Genomic DNA, 18,383 nt, shown 5'->3' on the forward strand with positions numbered 1-18,383 from the left:
AACTACTTTTTCTGGAGGAGGGAAAGATGGCTGCCCAAAGCTTCGACGTGATCGTGATCGGTGCCGGACCGGGGGGCTATGTCGCCGCCATCCGCGCCAGCCAGCTGGGCCTGAAGGTCGCCATCGTCGAACGCGAACACCTGGGTGGCATCTGCCTGAACTGGGGCTGCATCCCGACGAAGGCGCTTCTGCGCAGCGCCGAGGTCTTCCACCTGATGCACCGCGCCAAGGAATTCGGGCTTTCGGCTCAGGGCATCGGCTACGACCTGCCCGCCGTCGTCGCGCGCAGCCGCGCGGTGGCCAAGCAGCTGTCGGGCGGCATCGGCCACCTGATGAAGAAGAACAAGGTCACCGTGTTCATGGGCACCGCTACGCTGCCGAAGCAGGGCACGGTCAGCGTCAAGACCGACAAGGGGACGGAGGAACTGACCGCCAAGTCGATCATCCTCGCCACCGGCGCGCGGGCGCGCGAGTTGCCGGGGCTTGAGGCCGACGGCGATCTGGTCTGGTCCTACAAGCACGCGCTGGTCGCCAGCCGGATGCCGAAGAAGCTGCTGGTCATCGGCTCGGGCGCCATCGGGATCGAATTCGCCAGCTTCTTCAACACGCTCGGCGCCGATACCACCGTGGTCGAGGTGATGGACCGCATCCTGCCGGTGGAAGACGCCGAGATCAGCGCCTTCGCCAGGAAGCAGTTCGTCAAGCAGGGCATGAAGATCCTGGAAAAGGCTGCGGTCAAGAAGCTCGACCGGCATCCCGGCAAGGGCGTCACCGCGCATATCGAACAGGACGGGAAAGTCACCACGCAGGACTTCGACACCGTCATCTCGGCCGTGGGCATCGTCGGCAACGTGGAAAACCTCGGGCTCGAGGCGCTGGGGGTGAAGATCGACCGCACCCATGTCGTGACCGACGAATATTGCCGGACCGGGGTTCCCGGGCTTTACGCCATCGGCGACATCGCCGGCGCGCCCTGGCTGGCGCACAAGGCGAGCCACGAGGGCGTGATGGTTGCCGAACTGATCGCGGGCGGCCATCCGCATCCGATCAAGCCGAACTCCATCGCCGGCTGCACCTATTGCCATCCGCAGGTGGCCTCGGTCGGCCTGACCGAGCAGAAGGCGAAGGACGCGGGCTACACCGTCAAGGTCGGCCGCTTCCCCTTCATCGGCAACGGCAAGGCCATTGCGCTTGGCGAACAGGAAGGCATGGTGAAAACCGTTTTCGACGCGAAGACGGGCGAACTTCTCGGCGCCCACATGGTCGGCGCGGAAGTGACGGAACTGATCCAGGGCTATGTCGTCGGCCGCACGCTGGAGACGACCGAGGCCGAGCTGATGAACACGGTCTTCCCGCACCCGACCCTGTCCGAGATGATGCACGAGGCCGTGCTCGACGCCTACGGCCGCGCGCTGCACATCTAGGGCTCGGCGGTCAGGTAACCCGCGTAAATGGTCTGGTCGGCGACATTGGCAACATAGAGCCGATGCCGCCCCAGCCAGGGTGCGGGGGACCAGGGCGTGTCGGGGTGGTGGATCGTGCCCGGGTCGCCGATCACGCCCGGCTCCAGCCAGACCTGCGGCTCCTCGCTCATCACCGACAGCATGTCATGGGCGATGTCGTCCACGCCCCCCGCGGCACCGGGGGCCGGGGCGGTGGCGATCTCGTTGCCGAAGGGGCCGATCACCACGATCTCGTTGGCGATCCGATCGACGAAGGTCCAGCTCCAGGGCGTGGCCGTGATGCCCCGGATGTCGCGCACCGGATAGTCGCGCGTTCCCAGCAGGGTGCCGTCGCGGGCGCGCATCTCCAGCCGGGACTCGGAACTGCGCAGGTAGAGATTGGGCTTGATCGCGATCCCGTGCGGAGAGGTCAGCGTGGTGTCGGCCACCAGGTCCTGCATCGAGGTTTCCAGGTTCGTCGCGGGATCGAAGGCAAAGACCTGTGTCGCATGCACCGTCTCGTTGCAGCAGTAGATGTTGCCGCTGGTCTCGTCGAAGGCCATGCCGGTGATCACGTCGCGGCCGATCGGGTTCGGGTTGCGGAAGTATTCGTGGTCGAAGCCCAGGGCGAGATAGACGATCTCGTCGTCAAAGCCGGTCTGGGTGAGGAAGGCAAGGTAGGGGTCGCCCGAGACGCGGGCCACGGTCAGCGCCGTGCCGTTGCCGGCGGTGGCGACGGGATAGGCATAGCGATGGGTTTCCTAGAAACGCAGGGTAACAGGCATGGCAAACTCCTGAATGACTTGGGCAAAAGGCGAGAGGTTCAATACCGGCAAGGCTGAGGCAAGGCCCGGCCGATGCCAAGTCGGGAATATCCGACCCCAGGGCCGGCATGCGCATTGGCCCAGGGGCGCAGGGCAGCTATTGTGGACCCGAACAATCGGGCAGGAAGATGCGATCGCTGAACCGGGTCGTGGTGCAGAAGGCCAGCCGGGACTGGATCACCAGTCTCGGCCCCGAGCGGCTGGATGTGCTGGAACTGTCGGGAAAATGGGGCCAGAGCTTCCCGTTCCGCAGCTATCTTGCGCTGAACCGCTGGAAATTCGACCCCTGCAAGGCGCCGATGCTGGACGAGGCGGGCAAGGTGGTCCGCTTCGACCTCATCATGGCGGATCAGGTCTGGGAACATTTGGACCGCCCCCATGCCGCGACCCGCAACATCTACCGGATGCTGCGCAGGGGCGGCTGGTTCTGGCTCGCGGTGCCCTTCTTCATCCCCTACCACGCCGCCCCGGTGGACTGTTCGCGCTGGACGGCGCGGGGGCTGAAGAACCTGCTGATCGAGGCCGGGTTCGCCGCGGACCGGATCCAGGCGCACCAATGGGGCAACCGCCATGTCGCGCGGCGGAACCTCGAAACCCCCTGGCCGCCGGAACTGCGCGACGACGACGACCTGACCGACGATCCCGATTTTCCGGTCGTCACCTGGGCCATGGCGCAAAAGGACTGACGCCTGCGCCTCCTCGTTCGCCTTCGGCTCCTCGTCGGTGGGGAACCTACAGCGACGAGCGGCGAAGCCGACGAGGAGCCGCCGGTCAGTAGTCCGGCCCGGCCCCGCAGGTGCCCAGCTGGTCGCCCAGCATCCGGGTCAGCAGCGCTTCGCGGGTCAGCCCGGAGCGATGCAGGAAATCGGCCTGCACCCGGTAGGCCTCGGCCTCCAGCGCCGCGGGGCAGGGCGCGCGGGCGTCCGCACCTTCCGCGAACTGCGCGGCATGGACCATCTCGTGCAGGAGGAAGCTCTGCCCGTAGGCGGTGGTCAGGTCGAGATCCGGCGCCAGCTCGATCCGCCCGGTCTCGGGGAAATAGGCCCCGGCCTGCGAGCGCAGGCCCGCCGCGCCCTCCAGCGCCGAGAAGCCGATCTCGGGGCAGGGGACCGGCGCGTAGGCGGTGCTGTCGGTCAGGACCCGGTTCAGTCCGGCGACCAGCGCGCAGTGCTCGCCCGCCCGGGCCGCGGGGGCCAGGAGAAGGGCGGTGGCAAGCAGGGCGGCGGCAAGGGGCGTCATGAAAGCCATGCTGAACTTTCATGAAAACTTTGCAAGCTTGACATGAAGCTGTGAAGTCACGTTTTGCGACAACGCCGCGATGGGCCGAGTCGCCGTGCGAAGACTCTCGCGAAATCCCTGAGGCCCGCAGTCAACCACCTGACCCGGAAGGATTATCCGGATCTGTCCGGGCTGGACAGGCTCTGGCATCCCGCTGCCGTTCCAGCTACGACTGCCCCATGCGCCCGCTTCCCCCCATGGTTCTCGTCCTCCTCCTCTGGGCCGCCGGCCTCGGCGCCGCGGCCCAGTTCGGCAAGATCTCGATCCTCTACGAGACCCTGCGCGCCACCTACGGCGGCGGGGGAGAGGTCGCGCTTGGCCTCGTCGTGTCGATCGTCGGCATGGTCGGGCTGATCTTCGGCACCACCGCCGGCCTGCTGGTCGCCCGGATTGGCCCGCGCCGGGCCATCGTCGCGGCGCTGGCGGCAGGGGCGGCGATGTCGGCGCTGCAAAGCCTGCTGCCCGCCTACCCCCTGATGCTCGCCAGCCGCATCGTGGAAGGAGCAAGCCACCTTGCCATCGTTGTCGTCGGGCCTACGATGATCGCCGCGCTTGCCCCAGAACACCGCCGGCCGCTGGCGATGACGCTGTGGTCGTCGTTCTTTGGCGTGACCTACACGATCCTCGCGCTGATCGGACCCATGGCAACGCCGACCGGCCTCTTCCTCGGCCATGCCGCCTGGATGGCCGCCCTGTCCGCGATCCTCGCCCTGACCCTGCCGCCCGACCCCCGGGGCCAGGCGCTGCCGATGGACAACCTCCTGGCCCAGCACGCCCGGATCTACGCTTCGCCCCGCCTCGCGGCCCCGGCGATGGGGTTCTGCTGCTATACCTTCCTCTACGTCGCCGTCCTGACACTGCTGCCGCCCGAAACCCCCGCGACCCACCGCGCGCTGATCGCGGCGGGGATGCCGCTCGTTTCCATCGCCGTCTCGCTGACGCTGGGGGTCTGGCTGCTGGGCCGGATGAGCGCGGTCGCGCTGGTGCAGACCGGCTATGCCGTGGCGATTCCCGGCTTCCTGATGCTCTGGGTCTTCTGGGGGCAGGGGGCCGGGATGGTGGCGGGGGGCTTCCTGCTTTCGGCCGCGCTCGGCATCGTGCAGGGGGCGAGCTTTGCCGCGATCCCCGAGCTGAACGCCAGCGCCGAGGACCGCGCCCGCGCAGCCGGGGCGGTGGCCCAACTGGGCAATCTGGGCACCACGACCGGCACGCCGGTTCTGGCCGCGCTCATGGCCAGCGCCGGGCCGGCCGGGCTGACCATCGCTGCCGTCACGCTTTCAGCGCTGGGAATCGCCGTTCACGCGGTCCAGAAGGGCCGCCGCTTGCGGCTCTAGTAGGCGACGACCTGGCCGCCGCCTGCCGCCCAGTCGCGCAGGCCGCCAAGGTTGTAGACCGGACCATAGCCGAGCCGGGTCAGCGCATCCGCCGCCATCCCCGACCGCCCGCCCGAGGCGCAATAGACCGCGATGGGCAGCCCGTGCGGCAGTTCGCAGTCCGGGTGCTTCGGGTCGGCCTTGAGGCCCAGAACCGACAGCGGGATCAGCCGCGCGCCCTTGGCGATGCCCGAGGCCTTGGCCTCGGCGACTTCGCGCACGTCGAGCAGGACCATTCTTTCCTGCGCGACCAGATCGGCGACTTCGGCGATGCTGGGACGTGCAGCGGTCTGGCCCGGACGGAGAAAGGAGAACATGGAGCACCTCGGTTGTGGATTTTCACCTATATAGCTTGCTAGATGAAAATGTGAAGCCCCTATTTCGCGCTGGCGGCATGTTCATGCTACGTTCACTTTTTCCGGTTGGAGACTCGGCGAAACCGTCCTATGTCTTGCGCCTGCACCTTTGGGGTCGGCCATGGCGGAACAGAAGTTCATCGAAGTGCGCGGCGCGCGCGAGCACAACCTCAAGGGCGTGGATGTCGATATTCCGCGCGACAAGCTGGTGGTCATCACCGGGCTGTCGGGGTCGGGCAAGTCGAGCCTCGCCTTCGACACGATCTATGCCGAGGGCCAGCGGCGCTATGTCGAAAGCCTGTCGGCCTATGCCCGGCAATTCCTCGACATGATGGGCAAGCCGGACGTGGACCATATCTCGGGCCTGTCGCCGGCCATTTCCATCGAGCAGAAGACGACCTCGAAGAACCCGCGCTCGACCGTCGGCACGGTGACGGAAATCTACGACTACCTGCGTCTGCTGTTTGCCCGCGTCGGCACGCCATATTCCCCCGCCACCGGCCTGCCGATCACCGCGATGCAGGTGCAGGACATGGTTGATGCCGTGATGGCGATGGAAGAGGGGACGCGCGCCTATCTCCTCGCCCCGATCGTCCGGGACCGGAAGGGGGAATACAAGAAGGAGTTCCTGGAACTGCGCAAGCAGGGCTTCCAGCGCGTCAAGGTCAACGGCGCCTTCCACGACCTGGAGGAGCCGCCGACGCTCGACAAGAAGTTCCGCCACAACATCGACGTGGTGGTGGACCGGATCGTCGTCCGCGAGGGGATCGAGACCCGGCTGGCCGACAGTTTCCGCACCGCGCTGAACCTGGCCGACGGGATCGCGGTCATCGAACTCGCCGATGTGAAGGAGGGCGAAGAGCCTACCCGCATCACCTATTCCGAGAAATTCGCCTGCCCCGTCAGCGGCTTCACCATCGCCGAGATCGAGCCGCGCCTGTTCAGCTTCAACGCCCCCTTCGGCGCCTGCCCGGTCTGCGACGGGCTGGGAGTGGAGCTGTTCTTCGACGAACGGCTGATCGTCCCCGACCAGAACCTGACGCTGCTGCAAGGCGCCATCGCGCCCTGGGCCAAGTCGAAGTCGCCCTATCTCACGCAGACGATGGAGGCCCTGGCCAAGCATTACGGCTTCAACCTCAAGGCCAAGTGGAAGGACCTGCCGGAGAACATCAAGGAGTTGTTTCTGCGCGGCTCGAAGGGCGAGGAGATCGAGTTCCGCTATGACGAGGGCGGGCGGGTCTATCAGGTCAAGCGGGTCTACGAGGGGATCATCCCCAACATGGAACGCCGCTACCGCGAGACCGACAGCGCCTGGTCCCGCGAGGAGATGGAGCGTTTCCAGTCGAACCGCGCCTGCGGGGCCTGCGGCGGCTACCGGCTCAAGCCCGAGGCGCTGGCGGTCAAGATCGCCGGGCTGCACATCGGCCAGGTGGTCGAGATGTCGATCACCGAGGCCTTCGCCTGGGTCGAGGGCGTGGCCGCGACGCTGACGAAACAGCAGAACGAGATCGCCCGGGCGATCCTGAAGGAAATCCGCGAACGCCTTGGATTCCTTGTGAATGTCGGCCTGAACTACCTGACGATGAGCCGCGCCGCCGGCACCCTGTCGGGCGGGGAATCTCAGCGCATCCGGCTCGCCAGCCAGATCGGCTCGGGGCTGACGGGGGTCCTCTATGTGCTGGACGAACCCTCCATCGGCCTGCATCAGCGCGACAACGACCGGCTGCTGACCACGCTCAAGAACCTGCGCGATGCGGGGAACACGGTGCTGGTGGTGGAACATGACGAGGACGCGATCCGCGAGGCAGATTACGTTTTCGACATGGGGCCGGGGGCCGGGGTGCATGGCGGAATGGTGGTCAGCCATGGCACGCCGCAAGAGGTAGCCGCCGATCCGGCCAGCCTGACCGGTCAGTATCTTTCCGGCGCGCGGGAGATTTCGGTGCCGAAGACCCGGCGGAAAGGGAACGGCAAGACGCTGACCGTGGTCGGCGCCACGGGCAACAACCTGAAGAACGTCACCGCCGAGTTTCCGCTGGGCAAGTTCGTCTGCGTTACCGGAGTGTCGGGCGGCGGCAAGTCCTCGCTGACCATCGAGACCCTGTTCAAGACCGCCGCCATGCGCCTGAACGGAGCGCATGAGACGCCCGCGCCCTGCGAGACGATCAGGGGGTTCGAACACCTCGACAAGGTCATCGACATCGACCAGCGACCGATCGGGCGCACGCCGCGCTCGAACCCGGCGACCTATACCGGCGCCTTCACCCCGATCCGCGACTGGTTCGCCGGACTGCCCGAGTCGAAGGCGCGCGGCTACGGACCGGGGCGGTTCAGCTTCAACGTCAAGGGCGGCCGCTGCGAGGCCTGCCAGGGCGACGGCGTCCTGAAGATCGAGATGAACTTCCTGCCCGATGTCTATGTCACCTGCGAGACCTGCAAGGGACACCGCTACAACCGCGAGACTCTGGAAATCAAGTTCAAGAACAAGAGCATAGCCGACGTTCTTGAGATGACTTGCGAAGATGCGTGCGACTTCTTCCAGGCGGTCCCCGCGATCCGCGAGAAGATGGAGGCGCTCTGCGAGGTGGGCTTGGGCTATATCAAGGTAGGCCAGCAGGCGACGACCCTGTCAGGCGGCGAGGCGCAGCGCGTCAAGCTGTCGAAGGAACTTTCCCGCCGGGCGACAGGGCGGACGCTGTATATCCTGGACGAGCCGACCACCGGCCTGCACTTCGAGGATGTGCGCAAGCTTCTGGAAGTGCTGCATTCCCTGGTGGACCAGGGGAACACGGTGGTGGTGATCGAGCACAACCTGGATGTGGTCAAGACCGCCGACTGGGTGATCGACATCGGACCCGAAGGCGGCGACGGCGGCGGCGAGATCGTGGCCACCGGCACGCCCGAGGACATCGCCAAGGTCGAGGCAAGCCACACCGGCCGTTACCTCAGACCCCTGCTGCGCAAGGGGAAAATGGCGGCGGAGTGATCCGCCGCCGCACTCGTTACGCCTTCTTCATCGGGCAGGTGGAGATCCCGAGAATGGAATAGAGCGGGCAGGTGCCGAAGAGACCCGTGGCCAGTGGCACGACGCCGATCAGCTTGGCATAATGCCAGAAGCCTTCTCCTCGATCGACGAAGAACCAGACCAGCAGGGCAATGCCCACCACGATGCGCAGCACGCGGTCCACGCCGCCGACATTGGTCTTGAACATTTCAGCCTCCTTGCGGCCGTCATGGCCATGCGCAGAGACTGGCACAGTGCCACCGAGTCGTCTGTGACCAGATCACATTGCCTGCGCGGCGAGGCGGCGAATTTCCTCGGGATCGTGCAGGCGGACATGGCCGCGCTCGACGCTGACCCAGCCCTGGCGGGCGAAGGCCTCCAGCCGGCGCGAGACCACCTCGCGCGCCGAGCCGATCCGGGCGGCCAGTTCCGCCTGGGTGGCCTGGACCAGCTCTCCCTCCGCCAGGTCCAGAAGCGCCTCGGCCAGCCGCACCTCGACCCGACCGAAGGCGACCCGCTCCAGCAGTTGCGTCAGTTCCGCCATGCGCTGCCCGAAGGCACGCAGGACAAAGGCACGGAAGCCCGGATCGCTGTCCAGAAGCCGGGCAAAGATCGGCCGGGGGATCAGCACCAGTTCGACCTCGGAGGCCGTCATCGCCTCGCCGGAATAGGGTTCGTCCCCCATCAGGCCAAGCGTCGTCTGCACGCAGCTTTCGCCGGGTTCCACCGCATACAGGAGGATCTCACGCCCCGATGCGGCGGTCAGGCGCACCTCGATCCGGCCCGAGAGCACGATGACGAAGCCCTGCGCCAGATCGCCCGCGCGGAACAGGACCTGACCTTTCGGGACCACCCGATTCGGCAGGTCGGTCAGCAGCTTGCGGCTTTCGGGGGCCAGATCGCGGGCAAGGTCGGGGGGCAGGGTCCACATGCGGCGATCATGCCGGTTGCGCGGCCCGGCACAAGCGGAAAGGGGGCCCGAAGGCCCCCCTCGCGGCGATTGCGGCGCCGTCAGTCCAGCGCCTTGAAGTTCAGGCTCGCGCCTTCCTTGATGCCCGAAAACCAGCGCGCCGTGACCGTCTTGGTCCTGGTGTAGAAGCGGAATGCGTCCGGCCCGTACTGGTTCAGGTCGCCGAAGGCCGACTTCTTCCAGCCGCCGAAGCTGAAATAGGACAAGGGCACCGGGATCGGGAAGTTGATGCCGACCATCCCCACGTTCACCCGGCTCGCGAAGTCGCGCGCGGTGTCGCCGTCGGCAGTGAAGATCGCGGTGCCGTTGCCGTATTCGTTGTCCATCACCAGCTTCAGCGCGTCTTCATAGGACTGCCGACGCACGGTGGACAGGACCGGGCCGAAGATCTCCTGCCTGTAGATCTCCATCTCGGGGGTCACATGGTCGAACAGCGTCGGGCCGACGAAGAAGCCCTTTTCGTAGCCCTGGATCTTCAGGCCCCGGCCATCGACCACCAGCTTCGCGCCCTGCTCGACGCCCGAGGTGATCAGGCCCTTCACCCGCTCCTGCGCCTGGGCGGTGATCAGCGGGCCGAAATCGACATCGTGTCCGGCCGTGTAGGGGCCGACCTTCAGCTTCTCGATCCGCGGGATCAGCCGTTCGATCAGCGCGTCTGCGGTCCGGTCGCCCACCGGAACCGCGACCGAAACCGCCATGCAGCGTTCGCCCGCCGCGCCATAGCCCGCGCCGACCAGCGCGTCGGCCGCCTTGTCCAGGTCTGCGTCCGGCATGATGATCATGTGGTTCTTCGCCCCGCCGAAGCACTGGGCGCGCTTGCCGTTGGTCGCGGCGCGGCCGTAGATGTATTGCGCGATCGGGGTGGAACCGACGAAGCCCACGCCCTGGATGACGGGATGGTCGAGGATGCCGTCCACCACTTCCTTGTCGCCGTTGACGACCTGAAGGACGCCGTCCGGCAGGCCGGCCTGCTGCAGGAGTTCGGCGAGGAACAGCGAGGTCGAGGGCACCCGTTCCGAAGGCTTAAGGATCATCGCGTTGCCCGAGGACAGCGCGGGGCCGATCTTCCACAGGGGGATCATGGCCGGGAAGTTGAACGGCGTGATTCCGGCAACGACGCCAAGGGGTTGGCGCATGGCATAGAGGTCGATGCCGGGGCCGGCCGAATCCATCATCTCGCCCTTCAGCATGGCAGGCGCGCCCATGCAGACCTCGATCACCTCGAGGCCGCGCTGCACGTCGCCCTTCGCGTCAGGGATGGTCTTGCCATGTTCGCGGGCGACCATCTCTGCCAGCTTGTCCATGTTCTGGTTGATGAGCTGGCCAAAGGCCATCATCACCCGCGCCCGGCGCTGCGGGTTGGTCGCGGCCCAGCCGACCTGGGCCTTGGCGGCCTCCTGGATGGCGTGGTCCAGTTCGGCCAGCGTGGCCAGCGCGACGCGCGCCTGCACCTCGCCGGTGGCCGGGTTGTAGATATCGGCGTAGCGGCCCGACATGCCCGCGACGCGCTTGCCGTTGATCCAGTGACCGATCTCTTGCATGGACTCCTCCCGTATATGCTCGTGGCCTTTTATCCTTGCACAATCGCCAGACAAAGCGGCAATATGCCAAAAGGGTTTTGCAGGAATGCATGCCTCCTCGACCGCCTTCGGCGTCTCGTCGGGGCTGACGACGAAAATCGCAGCGCACGAGGAGTTTTCCTTGGACTGGGATGATCTGCGCGTGTTCCTTGCCGTGGCGCGGACCGAAAGCCTGTCGGCGGCGGGCAGGCGGCTGAAGATCGACCCGGCTACCGTTGGGCGCCGCATCTCGCGGCTGGAAGAGGCGACGAAGGCGCGGCTTTTCACCAAATCCCCCCAAGGCTATGCGCTGACCGAGGAAGGCGCGCGGCTGATCCCGCATGCCGAGGCGGCCGAACGCGCGGCGCTGGGGGCGGAGGAGAGCCTCTCCGGCCCTGGCGGTCTTACCGGCCTCATCCGCCTCGGCGCGCCGGACGGCTGCGCGAACTACCTCTTGCCGCAGGTCCTGGCGCGGATCTGCGACGCAAATCCGGGGCTCGAGGTGCAGATCGTCGCCCTGCCGCGGGTCTTCAACCTGTCCAAGCGCGAGGCGGACATGGCGATCGGCGTCAGCCGCCCAGAGGCGGGGCGTCTGACGGTGCAGAAGCTGACCGACTACCGCCTGCACCTGGCGGCCAGCCGCGACTATCTGGCCGGCGCCCCGCCGATCCGGACGCCAGCCGACCTGAGCGGCCACCGGATCGTCGGCTACATCCCCGACATGATCTTCGACAAGGAACTGGACTACCTGGCCGAGATCGGGATCGGGCCGGCCACGCTCAGCTCCAACTCGGTCTCGGTGCAGCTGAACTGGCTGCGGGCCGGGGCAGGGGTGGGGGTCGTGCACGATTTCGCGCTGCCCGCCGCGCCGAACCTGGCGCGGATCCTGACCGACCGGATCAGCCTGACCAGGGCCTTCTGGCTGATCCGGCACGAAAGCGATGCGCGGCTCGACCGGTTGAGCCGCTTTGCCGACCAGCTGACCCGGGAGGTGCGGGCCGAGATGGCGCGGCTGGAGACGGCCCTGCGGGAGGACGAAAGCCGCGCTTGACAGAATCCCCTGTCCGGTCCGAGGCTTGACCTCCGGTCAGAGGGAGGGGCCGTCCCATGCTCGTTCAGCAGATCCTCGCATCCAAGGGTGATTTCAAGGTGGTCACGGTGGCTCCGGGCACCACGGTGCAGGAAGTCGCCGGCATCCTTTCGTCCCGCCGCATCGGTGCGGTGGTTGTCTCGGCCGACGGCAAGAAGGCGCGCGGCATCGTGTCGGAACGCGACATCGTGCGGGAGCTCGGCAAGCGCGGCGCGGCCTGCCTGACCGATCCAGTGGAATCGCTGATGACCGCGAAGATCGTTTCGTGCACCCGGACCGAAGGCACCGACAGCGTGCTGGGCCGGATGACCGATGGCCGCTTCCGTCACATGCCGGTGGTCGAGGGCGACGAGATGGTCGGCCTGATCTCCATCGGCGATGTGGTCAAGGCCCGGCTGATGGAGCTTGCGGCGGAAAAGGATGCGCTGGAAGGCATGATCAAGGGCTTCTGACGTCGGGAAAGCGCTTGCGCCGGCGCGCGCAATATTGTTGCGTGCGCTGGTCTTGGGGCGGCGGGGAGAGCCATGCGCATCGGTCTGTATCCGGGTACCTTCGATCCGATCACGCTCGGCCATATCGACATCATCCAACGTGCGATGGCGCTGGTGGACCGTCTCGTCATCGGGGTGGCGATCAACCGCGACAAGGGGCCGATGTTCACCCTGGAAGAGCGGGTGGCCATGGTCGAGGCCGAATGCCGCGCGATCCAGGCCAGGACGGGCGGAGAGATCGTCGTCCATCCCTTCGAGAACCTCCTGATCGACTGCGCCCGCGACGTGGGTGCTGGGATCATCATCCGCGGCCTCAGGGCGGTGGCGGATTTCGAATACGAGTTCCAGATGGTCGGGATGAACCGCGCTCTGGATGCCAGCATCGAGACGGTGTTCATGATGGCCGATGCCCGCCGGCAGGCGATTGCCTCGAAGCTGGTCAAGGAGATCGCGCGACTGGGCGGTGACGTATCCAGCTTCGTGACGCCGGCGGTGACGCGGGCGCTGACCGCCCGGCGAAAGCCCTGAGAATGCATTACCTTGCAAGGACTTGCCAAAGCGCAGGCCCGTGTCATGAGCGGCGCGGGTGCCCTGTCGCGAGGAGGACGCGCGTGACGCTTGCCGACAGGATCAGTCTCTGGGATTCCCGCAGCCTTCCGGCGGGCCTGCGCTGGATCGGTGCGGTCTCGCATTCATCCTGGCCTTCGTGCTGCGCTACGAGCCGGAAGGGACGCTGCCGCCCGGCTTTCCCTAGCTCACCTACTTTCCGGCCATCATCCTGGGCGCCTATTTCTTCGGCACGCTCCCCGGACTCGCGCTTGCAACCGCCAGCCTGCTTGCCACCTGGTATTTCTTCATCGCCCCCTTCAACAGCCTTGCGCTGGACGGGGCGAGCGTACTCGCGCTTGCGTTCTTCGTCCTCATTGCCGAAACGATCATCCTGCTGATCCATGGGGTCCACAAGGCGATGCGTGCGCTCCTGGGCGACCGGCAAGCCAACGCGACCCTTGCCGAGCAGCGCCGGCTGATGCCTACGAGTTGCAGCACCGGGTGTCGAACAACCTGGCCAGGATTGCGGGGCTGATGAAGTTGCAGCGCCGTGCCGTCACCTACGAGTCTGCCGGCCTTGCGCTGGAGGATTCGGTTAGCCGCATCGATCTTGTCGCCTGGATCATGCGCAACCTGCCCGATCCCTCGGGTCAGACCGTGGACATGGCGCGCTTCCTTGCCGACACCGGACGCGACATCGTGGAATGCTCGGGCGCCGCAGGGCGCGTGTCGCTGGAGGTTGAGGCCGATCCGCTGCTGGTAGGGCCGGATGTCTCGGTGCCGCTGGGGCTGATCGCGACCGAACTGGTCGCGAACACGCTGGAACACGGCTTTCCGGGGGACAGCGCCGGCAGGATCGGCGTGACGCTGGGGGCCAGGCCGGACGAGGGCAAGGCGCTGTTGCAGATCCGGGACAGCGGGCAGGGCCTGCCCGAGGGCTTCGACATCGAGAAGGCGCGCAGCCTCGGCCTGTCGATCGCGCGGCAGTTCGCCAAACAGTTGGGCGGCACACTGGTGATGGAGCGCCGCCCTGAGGGCGGGACCGAGGCCCGCCTGGAATTCGACTACTGACCGTTTCGGTCAGGCCGCCTTGCCATAGACGGCTTCGCGCGCGATCTTGTCAGCGTCGCCGGGGAACAGGCCCAGGTCAAGCGCGATGTCGGCAGGCAGGTTCGCGATCTCGTCGCGGGTCTTGCGGTACAGCGAGTAATTGGCGGCTGCGGTCTTCAGCATTTCATACACGGAAATCATCTTCGTCGTCCTTCTATATCCGCGAGAGGTCTGCTTTTCCTTCTCGCTAAGCGGAAGATAAGTGCCCCGTTAGCGCAAACAACGGACATTGCTGCGGTGCGGCTATGCGTTTTTTGCATGGCTCTTGAAAAAATAAAGGGCGCCCCGGGGCGCCCTTTCGCTATAATTTCAAGGGGTTCAGATCAGCTTGCCCATCGCCACGGCTGTATCAGCCATGCGGTTCGAGAAGCCCCACTCGTTATCATACCAGGACAGGATCGACACGAAGGTCCCGTCCATCACCTTGGTCTGGTCCATATGGAACACCGAGGAATGCGGGTCGTGATTGAAGTCCGACGAGACCAGTTTCTCGTAGGTATAGCCAAGGATGCCCTTGAGCGGGCCATCCGCGGCCGCCTTGATCGCGGCGTTCACTTCCTCGACCGTGGTCGCGCGCTTGCCGATGAACTTCAGGTCCACGACCGACACGTTCGGCGTCGGCACGCGCATGGCGAAGCCGTCGAGCTTGCCTTTCAACTCGGGCAGGACCAGCCCCACCGCCTTGGCCGCGCCCGTCGAGGTCGGGATCATCGACAGAGCCGCCGCGCGGGCGCGATAGAGGTCCTTGTGCATCGTGTCCAGCGTCGGCTGGTCGCCGGTGTAGCTGTGGATCGTGGTCATCATGCCCTTCTCGATCCCTATGGCGTTGTTCAGCACATAGGCCACGGGCGACAGGCAGTTCGTGGTGCAGGAGGCGTTGGAGACGACGATGTCATCTTTCGTCAGCATGTGGTGGTTCACGCCATAGACGATGGTCTTGTCCGCCCCGTCGCCGGGGGCCGAGATCAGCACGCGCTTCGACCCGTTTTCGAGATGGGCCTGGCACTTCTCCTTCGAGGTGAATATGCCGGTGCATTCCATCACGATGTCCACGTCGCCCCAGGGCAGGTCGGCGGGGTTCTTCAGCGCCGTCACCCGGATCGGCCCGCGGCCGACATCGATCGAGTCGGGGCCGGTCCTGACCTCGACGGGGAACCTGCCGTGCACCGAATCATGGCGCAGCAGATGGGCGTTGGTTTCCACCGGCCCCAAATCGTTGATCGCGATGACCTCGATATCGGTGCGGCCCGACTCGATGATCGCGCGCAAGACGTTGCGCCCGATGCGCCCAAATCCGTTGATGCCGACCTTGACCGCCATGACTCTTCCTCCGAAGCTGACTTTGCGTCCCGATAGCGCTAACAAAGACATATCGCCGGGAAATGCAACCGCAGTTTGACGCGGTCAGGCCCAGAATACCACCCAATCCAGCAGGTCCAGGAACCTGCGCGCAAGGAAAGCCAGCGCCGCGCCGCCGTTCAGGAGCAGGTCGGCCGTGGCGCCGGCAAGCAGGATCACTCCCAGCCAGAGCGCGATGCGATTGGTCAAGGCCCCTCCGATGGGGCCTGTGCCGGGCCCCGCTTACTGCGCGAGCCGCCCCATTACCCCGGCCACATCGGCCATCCGGCAGGAGAAGCCCCATTCGTTGTCATACCATGCCAGGACGCGAACGGAACGCCCCGCGACCTTGGTCTGGTCCGGCGCGAAGATCGAGGACTGCGGCGTGTGGTTGAAGTCGATCGACACCTTCGGTTCGGGATCATAGGCCATGACCATGCCCATGTAGCCTGCGCAGGCCTCCCTTACGATTTCGTTGACTTCGGCCACCGTGACCGACTTCTGCGCAATAAAGGTCAGGTCCACCGCGCTGACGTTCGGCGTCGGCACCCGGATCGCGCTGCCTTCCAGCTTTCCCGCCAGTTCCGGCAGCACCTCGCCGATGGCCTTGCCCGCCCCGGTCGAGGTCGGGATCATCGCCATTGCCGCCGACCGTGCGCGGTAGAGGTCCTTGTGTCGCCGGTCCAGCGTCGGCTGGTCGCCCGTGTAGCTGTGGATCGTGGTCATGATGCCCGACTCGATCCCGATGGCGTCGTTCAGCACCTTGGCCAGCGGCGCCAGGCAGTTCGTGGTGCAGGAGGCGTTCGAGACGACCAGATGTTCGGGCAGGAGGCTCCGGTGGTTCACGCCATAGACCACCGTCAGGTCCGCCCGCCTGGCCGGGGCCGAGACCAGGACCCGCTTCGCCCCGCGCCCCAGATGCACCGCCGCCTTGTCGCGGTCGTTGAACTTGCCGGTGCATTCCAGCACCACGTCCACGCCCTGCCAGTCCAGCTCCTCGGGGTTGTAGGTGGACATCATGCGGATGGGGCCGCGACCGAGGTCAATTCCGTCCTCCGTCACCTTCACGACGCCGGGAAAGCGGCCATGCACGCTGTCGTAGCGCAGAAGATGCGCGTTCGTCTCCACCGGCCCGGTCGCGTTGATCGCCACCACCTGCACGTCGTTGCGGTTCGATTCCGCGATATGGGCCAGCGTGCAGCGCCCGATGCGGCCGAAGCCGTTGATGCCGACAGTCACGGTCATGCGAAAATTCCCCTCTGGATGCGCTGGTCCTGCCCTAGCCGGTCCACTATGGTATGCAAGGCAGAAAACGACATCTTTTCATGATGTTAGCGCAATCTTGGCCTGTTTGCGCTAACTCTCTGCACCGCTTTGCCGAATCCCGCGTTTCCCGCTACATCATCGGTTGAGCGCAATCCGGGGCAGGGCATGAGCGGACTTCTCGCACTTCTTGACGACGTGGCGGCCATCGCCAAGGTGGCGGCGGCCTCGGTGGACGACATCGCCGCCGCGGCCGCCAAGGCGGGGACCAAGGCCGCGGGCGTGGTGATCGACGACGCCGCGGTGACGCCGAAATACGTCCACGGCTTTTCCGCCGACCGGGAACTCCCGATCATCTGGCGCATCGCGCTCGGATCCTTGCGCAACAAGCTGGTGGTCCTGCTGCCCGGCCTTCTGGCGCTGGATCATTTCGCGCCATGGGTGATCACGCCGCTCCTCATGCTGGGGGGCGCCTATCTGTGCTTCGAAGGTGCCGAGAAGGTATTCCATGCCCTTGCCCCCCATGCGGATCACGAGGTCGAGGCCGATTACGACACGCAGGACCCCGGCCATCTGGAAGAGGAAAAGGTCGCCGGCGCGATCAAGACCGACTTCATCCTGTCGGCCGAGATCATGACCATCGCGCTTGCCACGATCGAGAGTCCAAGCTTCTGGCTTCAGGCGGTGACGCTGGCGGTGGTCGGCACGCTGATCACGGTCGCGGTCTATGGCGCGGTGGCGCTGATCGTGAAGATGGACGACGTGGGCCTGCACATGGCCGCCACGGGCCGCACCGGGGCGGGCAGGGCGCTGGGGCGGGGGCTGGTGCTGGGGATGCCGAAGCTGATGGCCTTCCTGTCCACCGTGGGCACTGCCGCGATGCTCTGGGTCGGCGGCAACATCGTGATCCACGGGCTGGAGGTCACCCATCTCTGGCCCTGGCCCTACGAGACCATCCACCACATCGCCGAGGCCGCCGCCCATGCCGTGCCGGCCGCGCAGGGCTTTGTGCAATGGGTCGTCACCGCGGCCCTCGACGGGGTGTTCGGTCTGGTCCTCGGCGTGATCCTGATCCCGGTGGCAACCCGGGTGATCGGGCCGCTCTGGGCGGCACTTACCGGGCGGAAGGCCGCGGCGCACTGACCGGCGCCGGTCCCTTCTGCATCTGCCGCCGGTTCCGCCAGCGCCGGATGCGAGGCAGGATGAACAGCACGATTCCGGTAAGCCCGAAGACCACCATCGCCGCCGCGGTGATGTCGGCCAGCCAGGTGCCGAAGGTCGAGGTCAGCCAGCCCCGCACATGCAGGCGCTTGAAGATGCCTTCCCAGTAGGTCTTGGTTTCCAGCACCGTTCCGTCCGGGGCATGGGTCGTGCGCGAGAAGTCGGTCTTGACCCAGTAATGCCCGGTCCCCAGCGCCACGATCACCCGGGTTTCGCCCGCCACGAAGGTCGCCACCTCGCGCCCGTGATAGGTCCTGTCCTGGTTGAGCGTCAGGTCCGTGCCCGGAACGACCGCCTCGGCCAGGGCCTGCGCCTCGCCGATCGTCAGCGCCCGAGCCCCGGGCCAGTTGTCGAACTGGGCCTCGTCGTAGCCCTCGCCCTCCAGCCAGCCCATGACCAGCCTTTCGTGGTTCAGGAACAGGCCGGTAAGGCCGATGACGATGACCCAGGGCAGAACGAGCACCCCGAGCCACCCATGAACGGTTTTCAGCAATCGCATCCGGCGACCCTCCCTG

21 protein-coding genes are annotated in these 18,383 nt (G+C 66.2%); 10 read left to right on the forward strand and 11 right to left on the reverse strand.

Going from position 1 to position 18,383, the window contains the following annotated elements; genetic code table 11:
* The first annotated feature begins 26 nt into the window (after window positions 1–26).
* Window positions 27–1,424 carry a dihydrolipoyl dehydrogenase gene (gene lpdA / locus FL625_RS00375; protein WP_149586656.1) on the forward strand — a complete coding sequence of 466 codons (1,398 nt, stop codon included), beginning with the start codon at window positions 27–29 and terminating at the stop codon, window positions 1,422–1,424.
* Here the strand turns inward: lpdA and FL625_RS00380 are convergent.
* Complete coding sequence (locus FL625_RS00380; RefSeq protein ID WP_149586657.1) at window positions 1,421–2,146, reverse strand: hypothetical protein; 726 nt, start codon at window positions 2,144–2,146, stop codon at window positions 1,421–1,423. The two genes, lpdA and FL625_RS00380, sit on opposite strands and share 4 nt — an antisense overlap.
* A gap of 248 nt (window positions 2,147–2,394) precedes the next feature.
* Here FL625_RS00380 and FL625_RS00385 point away from each other — a divergent pair, with 248 nt between their 5' ends.
* The gene (locus tag FL625_RS00385; RefSeq protein ID WP_149586658.1) at window positions 2,395–2,952 is read left to right on the forward strand and encodes a methyltransferase domain-containing protein; all 558 of its coding nucleotides are present in this window, start codon (window positions 2,395–2,397) and stop codon (window positions 2,950–2,952) included.
* Window positions 2,953–3,037: 85 nt separating this feature from the next.
* On the opposite strand, the gene FL625_RS00390 is transcribed toward FL625_RS00385, so the two are convergent.
* Window positions 3,038–3,505, reverse strand: coding sequence for a DUF6647 family protein (locus FL625_RS00390; RefSeq protein WP_149586659.1), 468 nt, complete (start codon window positions 3,503–3,505; stop codon window positions 3,038–3,040).
* Between the two features lie 236 nt (window positions 3,506–3,741).
* Here FL625_RS00390 and FL625_RS00395 point away from each other — a divergent pair, with 236 nt between their 5' ends.
* On the forward strand, window positions 3,742–4,878 hold the full coding sequence (locus FL625_RS00395) for an MFS transporter (RefSeq protein ID WP_235019266.1): 1,137 nt from the start codon (window positions 3,742–3,744) through the stop codon (window positions 4,876–4,878).
* On the opposite strand, the gene FL625_RS00400 is transcribed toward FL625_RS00395, so the two are convergent.
* Window positions 4,875–5,234, reverse strand: coding sequence for a rhodanese-like domain-containing protein (locus FL625_RS00400; RefSeq protein WP_149586661.1), 360 nt, complete (start codon window positions 5,232–5,234; stop codon window positions 4,875–4,877). The genes FL625_RS00395 and FL625_RS00400 overlap by 4 nt on opposite strands.
* Window positions 5,235–5,394: 160 nt before the next feature.
* On the opposite strand from FL625_RS00400, the gene uvrA reads away from it, so the two are divergent.
* Window positions 5,395–8,259 carry an excinuclease ABC subunit UvrA gene (uvrA, locus tag FL625_RS00405; RefSeq protein ID WP_149586662.1) on the forward strand — a complete coding sequence of 955 codons (2,865 nt, stop codon included), beginning with the start codon at window positions 5,395–5,397 and terminating at the stop codon, window positions 8,257–8,259.
* Window positions 8,260–8,275: 16 nt separating this feature from the next.
* Here the strand turns inward: uvrA and FL625_RS00410 are convergent, their stop codons facing one another.
* The 3 genes from FL625_RS00410 to FL625_RS00420 all read right to left on the reverse strand — a co-directional run bounded on the left by FL625_RS00410 (window position 8,276) and on the right by FL625_RS00420 (window position 10,788).
* Window positions 8,276–8,485 carry a YgaP family membrane protein gene (locus FL625_RS00410; RefSeq protein ID WP_149586663.1) on the reverse strand — a complete coding sequence of 70 codons (210 nt, stop codon included), beginning with the start codon at window positions 8,483–8,485 and terminating at the stop codon, window positions 8,276–8,278.
* 72 nt (window positions 8,486–8,557) lie between these two features.
* On the reverse strand, window positions 8,558–9,208 hold the full coding sequence (locus FL625_RS00415; protein WP_149586664.1) for a Crp/Fnr family transcriptional regulator: 651 nt from the start codon (window positions 9,206–9,208) through the stop codon (window positions 8,558–8,560).
* A gap of 80 nt (window positions 9,209–9,288) precedes the next feature.
* Complete coding sequence (locus FL625_RS00420) at window positions 9,289–10,788, reverse strand: CoA-acylating methylmalonate-semialdehyde dehydrogenase (RefSeq protein ID WP_149586665.1); 1,500 nt, start codon at window positions 10,786–10,788, stop codon at window positions 9,289–9,291.
* Window positions 10,789–10,948: 160 nt separating this feature from the next.
* On the opposite strand from FL625_RS00420, the gene FL625_RS00425 reads away from it, so the two are divergent.
* The 5 genes from FL625_RS00425 to FL625_RS00445 all read left to right on the forward strand — a co-directional run bounded on the left by FL625_RS00425 (window position 10,949) and on the right by FL625_RS00445 (window position 14,007).
* Window positions 10,949–11,857, forward strand: a complete 909-nt coding sequence (locus tag FL625_RS00425; RefSeq protein WP_149587130.1) for a LysR family transcriptional regulator — start codon at window positions 10,949–10,951, stop codon at window positions 11,855–11,857.
* 56 nt (window positions 11,858–11,913) lie between these two features.
* Complete coding sequence (locus FL625_RS00430) at window positions 11,914–12,348, forward strand: CBS domain-containing protein (protein WP_149586666.1); 435 nt, start codon at window positions 11,914–11,916, stop codon at window positions 12,346–12,348.
* Window positions 12,349–12,420: 72 nt separating this feature from the next.
* A complete protein-coding gene (gene coaD / locus FL625_RS00435; protein ID WP_149586667.1) occupies window positions 12,421–12,915 on the forward strand; it encodes a pantetheine-phosphate adenylyltransferase in 495 nt (164 codons plus the stop codon).
* Window positions 12,916–13,165: 250 nt separating this feature from the next.
* A complete protein-coding gene (locus tag FL625_RS18550; protein WP_354001243.1) occupies window positions 13,166–13,471 on the forward strand; it encodes a DUF4118 domain-containing protein in 306 nt (101 codons plus the stop codon).
* Window positions 13,426–14,007, forward strand: a complete 582-nt coding sequence (locus tag FL625_RS00445) for a sensor histidine kinase (RefSeq protein ID WP_149586668.1) — start codon at window positions 13,426–13,428, stop codon at window positions 14,005–14,007. Before FL625_RS18550 ends, FL625_RS00445 begins: the two co-directional genes overlap by 46 nt.
* A gap of 9 nt (window positions 14,008–14,016) precedes the next feature.
* Here FL625_RS00445 and FL625_RS18180 read toward each other — a convergent pair whose 3' ends face one another.
* From FL625_RS18180 to gap (FL625_RS00455), 4 genes are all read right to left on the reverse strand, one after another.
* Entirely contained in the window at window positions 14,017–14,169 is a 153-nt protein-coding gene (locus FL625_RS18180) for a hypothetical protein (protein ID WP_200833866.1), read from the reverse strand.
* A gap of 195 nt (window positions 14,170–14,364) precedes the next feature.
* Window positions 14,365–15,366, reverse strand: a complete 1,002-nt coding sequence (gene gap / locus FL625_RS00450; protein WP_149586669.1) for a type I glyceraldehyde-3-phosphate dehydrogenase — start codon at window positions 15,364–15,366, stop codon at window positions 14,365–14,367.
* A gap of 84 nt (window positions 15,367–15,450) precedes the next feature.
* Complete coding sequence (locus FL625_RS18185) at window positions 15,451–15,594, reverse strand: hypothetical protein (RefSeq protein ID WP_200833843.1); 144 nt, start codon at window positions 15,592–15,594, stop codon at window positions 15,451–15,453.
* A 33-nt stretch (window positions 15,595–15,627) separates the two neighbouring features.
* Window positions 15,628–16,629 carry a type I glyceraldehyde-3-phosphate dehydrogenase gene (gene gap, locus FL625_RS00455; RefSeq protein ID WP_149586670.1) on the reverse strand — a complete coding sequence of 334 codons (1,002 nt, stop codon included), beginning with the start codon at window positions 16,627–16,629 and terminating at the stop codon, window positions 15,628–15,630.
* Window positions 16,630–16,815: 186 nt separating this feature from the next.
* On the opposite strand from gap (FL625_RS00455), the gene FL625_RS00460 reads away from it, so the two are divergent.
* The gene (locus FL625_RS00460; protein ID WP_149586671.1) at window positions 16,816–17,790 is read left to right on the forward strand and encodes a DUF808 domain-containing protein; all 975 of its coding nucleotides are present in this window, start codon (window positions 16,816–16,818) and stop codon (window positions 17,788–17,790) included.
* On the opposite strand, the gene FL625_RS00465 is transcribed toward FL625_RS00460, so the two are convergent.
* Window positions 17,762–18,367 carry a PepSY-associated TM helix domain-containing protein gene (locus tag FL625_RS00465; protein ID WP_149586672.1) on the reverse strand — a complete coding sequence of 202 codons (606 nt, stop codon included), beginning with the start codon at window positions 18,365–18,367 and terminating at the stop codon, window positions 17,762–17,764. The two genes, FL625_RS00460 and FL625_RS00465, sit on opposite strands and share 29 nt — an antisense overlap.
* Window positions 18,368–18,383: the final 16 nt, after the last annotated feature.

This window comes from Tabrizicola flagellatus, assembly GCF_008271465.1.
Taxonomy (GTDB): domain Bacteria; phylum Pseudomonadota; class Alphaproteobacteria; order Rhodobacterales; family Rhodobacteraceae; genus Tabrizicola; species Tabrizicola flagellata.

What these genes read in the sequence shown, in the direction of transcription:
- lpdA (WP_149586656.1), top strand. Translation starts at nt 27, where the DNA reads ATGGCTGCCCAAAGCTTCGACGTGATCGTGATCGGTGCCGGACCGGGG.
- FL625_RS00385 (WP_149586658.1), top strand. Translation starts at nt 2,395, where the DNA reads ATGCGATCGCTGAACCGGGTCGTGGTGCAGAAGGCCAGCCGGGACTGG.
- FL625_RS00390 (WP_149586659.1), bottom strand. Translation starts at nt 3,505, where the DNA reads ATGACGCCCCTTGCCGCCGCCCTGCTTGCCACCGCCCTTCTCCTGGCC.
- FL625_RS00395 (WP_235019266.1), top strand. Translation starts at nt 3,742, where the DNA reads ATGGTTCTCGTCCTCCTCCTCTGGGCCGCCGGCCTCGGCGCCGCGGCC.
- FL625_RS00400 (WP_149586661.1), bottom strand. Translation starts at nt 5,234, where the DNA reads ATGTTCTCCTTTCTCCGTCCGGGCCAGACCGCTGCACGTCCCAGCATC.
- uvrA (WP_149586662.1), top strand. Translation starts at nt 5,395, where the DNA reads ATGGCGGAACAGAAGTTCATCGAAGTGCGCGGCGCGCGCGAGCACAAC.
- FL625_RS00410 (WP_149586663.1), bottom strand. Translation starts at nt 8,485, where the DNA reads ATGTTCAAGACCAATGTCGGCGGCGTGGACCGCGTGCTGCGCATCGTG.
- FL625_RS00415 (WP_149586664.1), bottom strand. Translation starts at nt 9,208, where the DNA reads ATGTGGACCCTGCCCCCCGACCTTGCCCGCGATCTGGCCCCCGAAAGC.
- FL625_RS00420 (WP_149586665.1), bottom strand. Translation starts at nt 10,788, where the DNA reads ATGCAAGAGATCGGTCACTGGATCAACGGCAAGCGCGTCGCGGGCATG.
- FL625_RS00430 (WP_149586666.1), top strand. Translation starts at nt 11,914, where the DNA reads ATGCTCGTTCAGCAGATCCTCGCATCCAAGGGTGATTTCAAGGTGGTC.
- coaD (WP_149586667.1), top strand. Translation starts at nt 12,421, where the DNA reads ATGCGCATCGGTCTGTATCCGGGTACCTTCGATCCGATCACGCTCGGC.
- FL625_RS18180 (WP_200833866.1), bottom strand. Translation starts at nt 14,169, where the DNA reads ATGCTGAAGACCGCAGCCGCCAATTACTCGCTGTACCGCAAGACCCGC.
- gap (WP_149586669.1), bottom strand. Translation starts at nt 15,366, where the DNA reads ATGGCGGTCAAGGTCGGCATCAACGGATTTGGGCGCATCGGGCGCAAC.
- gap (WP_149586670.1), bottom strand. Translation starts at nt 16,629, where the DNA reads ATGACCGTGACTGTCGGCATCAACGGCTTCGGCCGCATCGGGCGCTGC.
- FL625_RS00460 (WP_149586671.1), top strand. Translation starts at nt 16,816, where the DNA reads ATGAGCGGACTTCTCGCACTTCTTGACGACGTGGCGGCCATCGCCAAG.
- FL625_RS00465 (WP_149586672.1), bottom strand. Translation starts at nt 18,367, where the DNA reads ATGCGATTGCTGAAAACCGTTCATGGGTGGCTCGGGGTGCTCGTTCTG.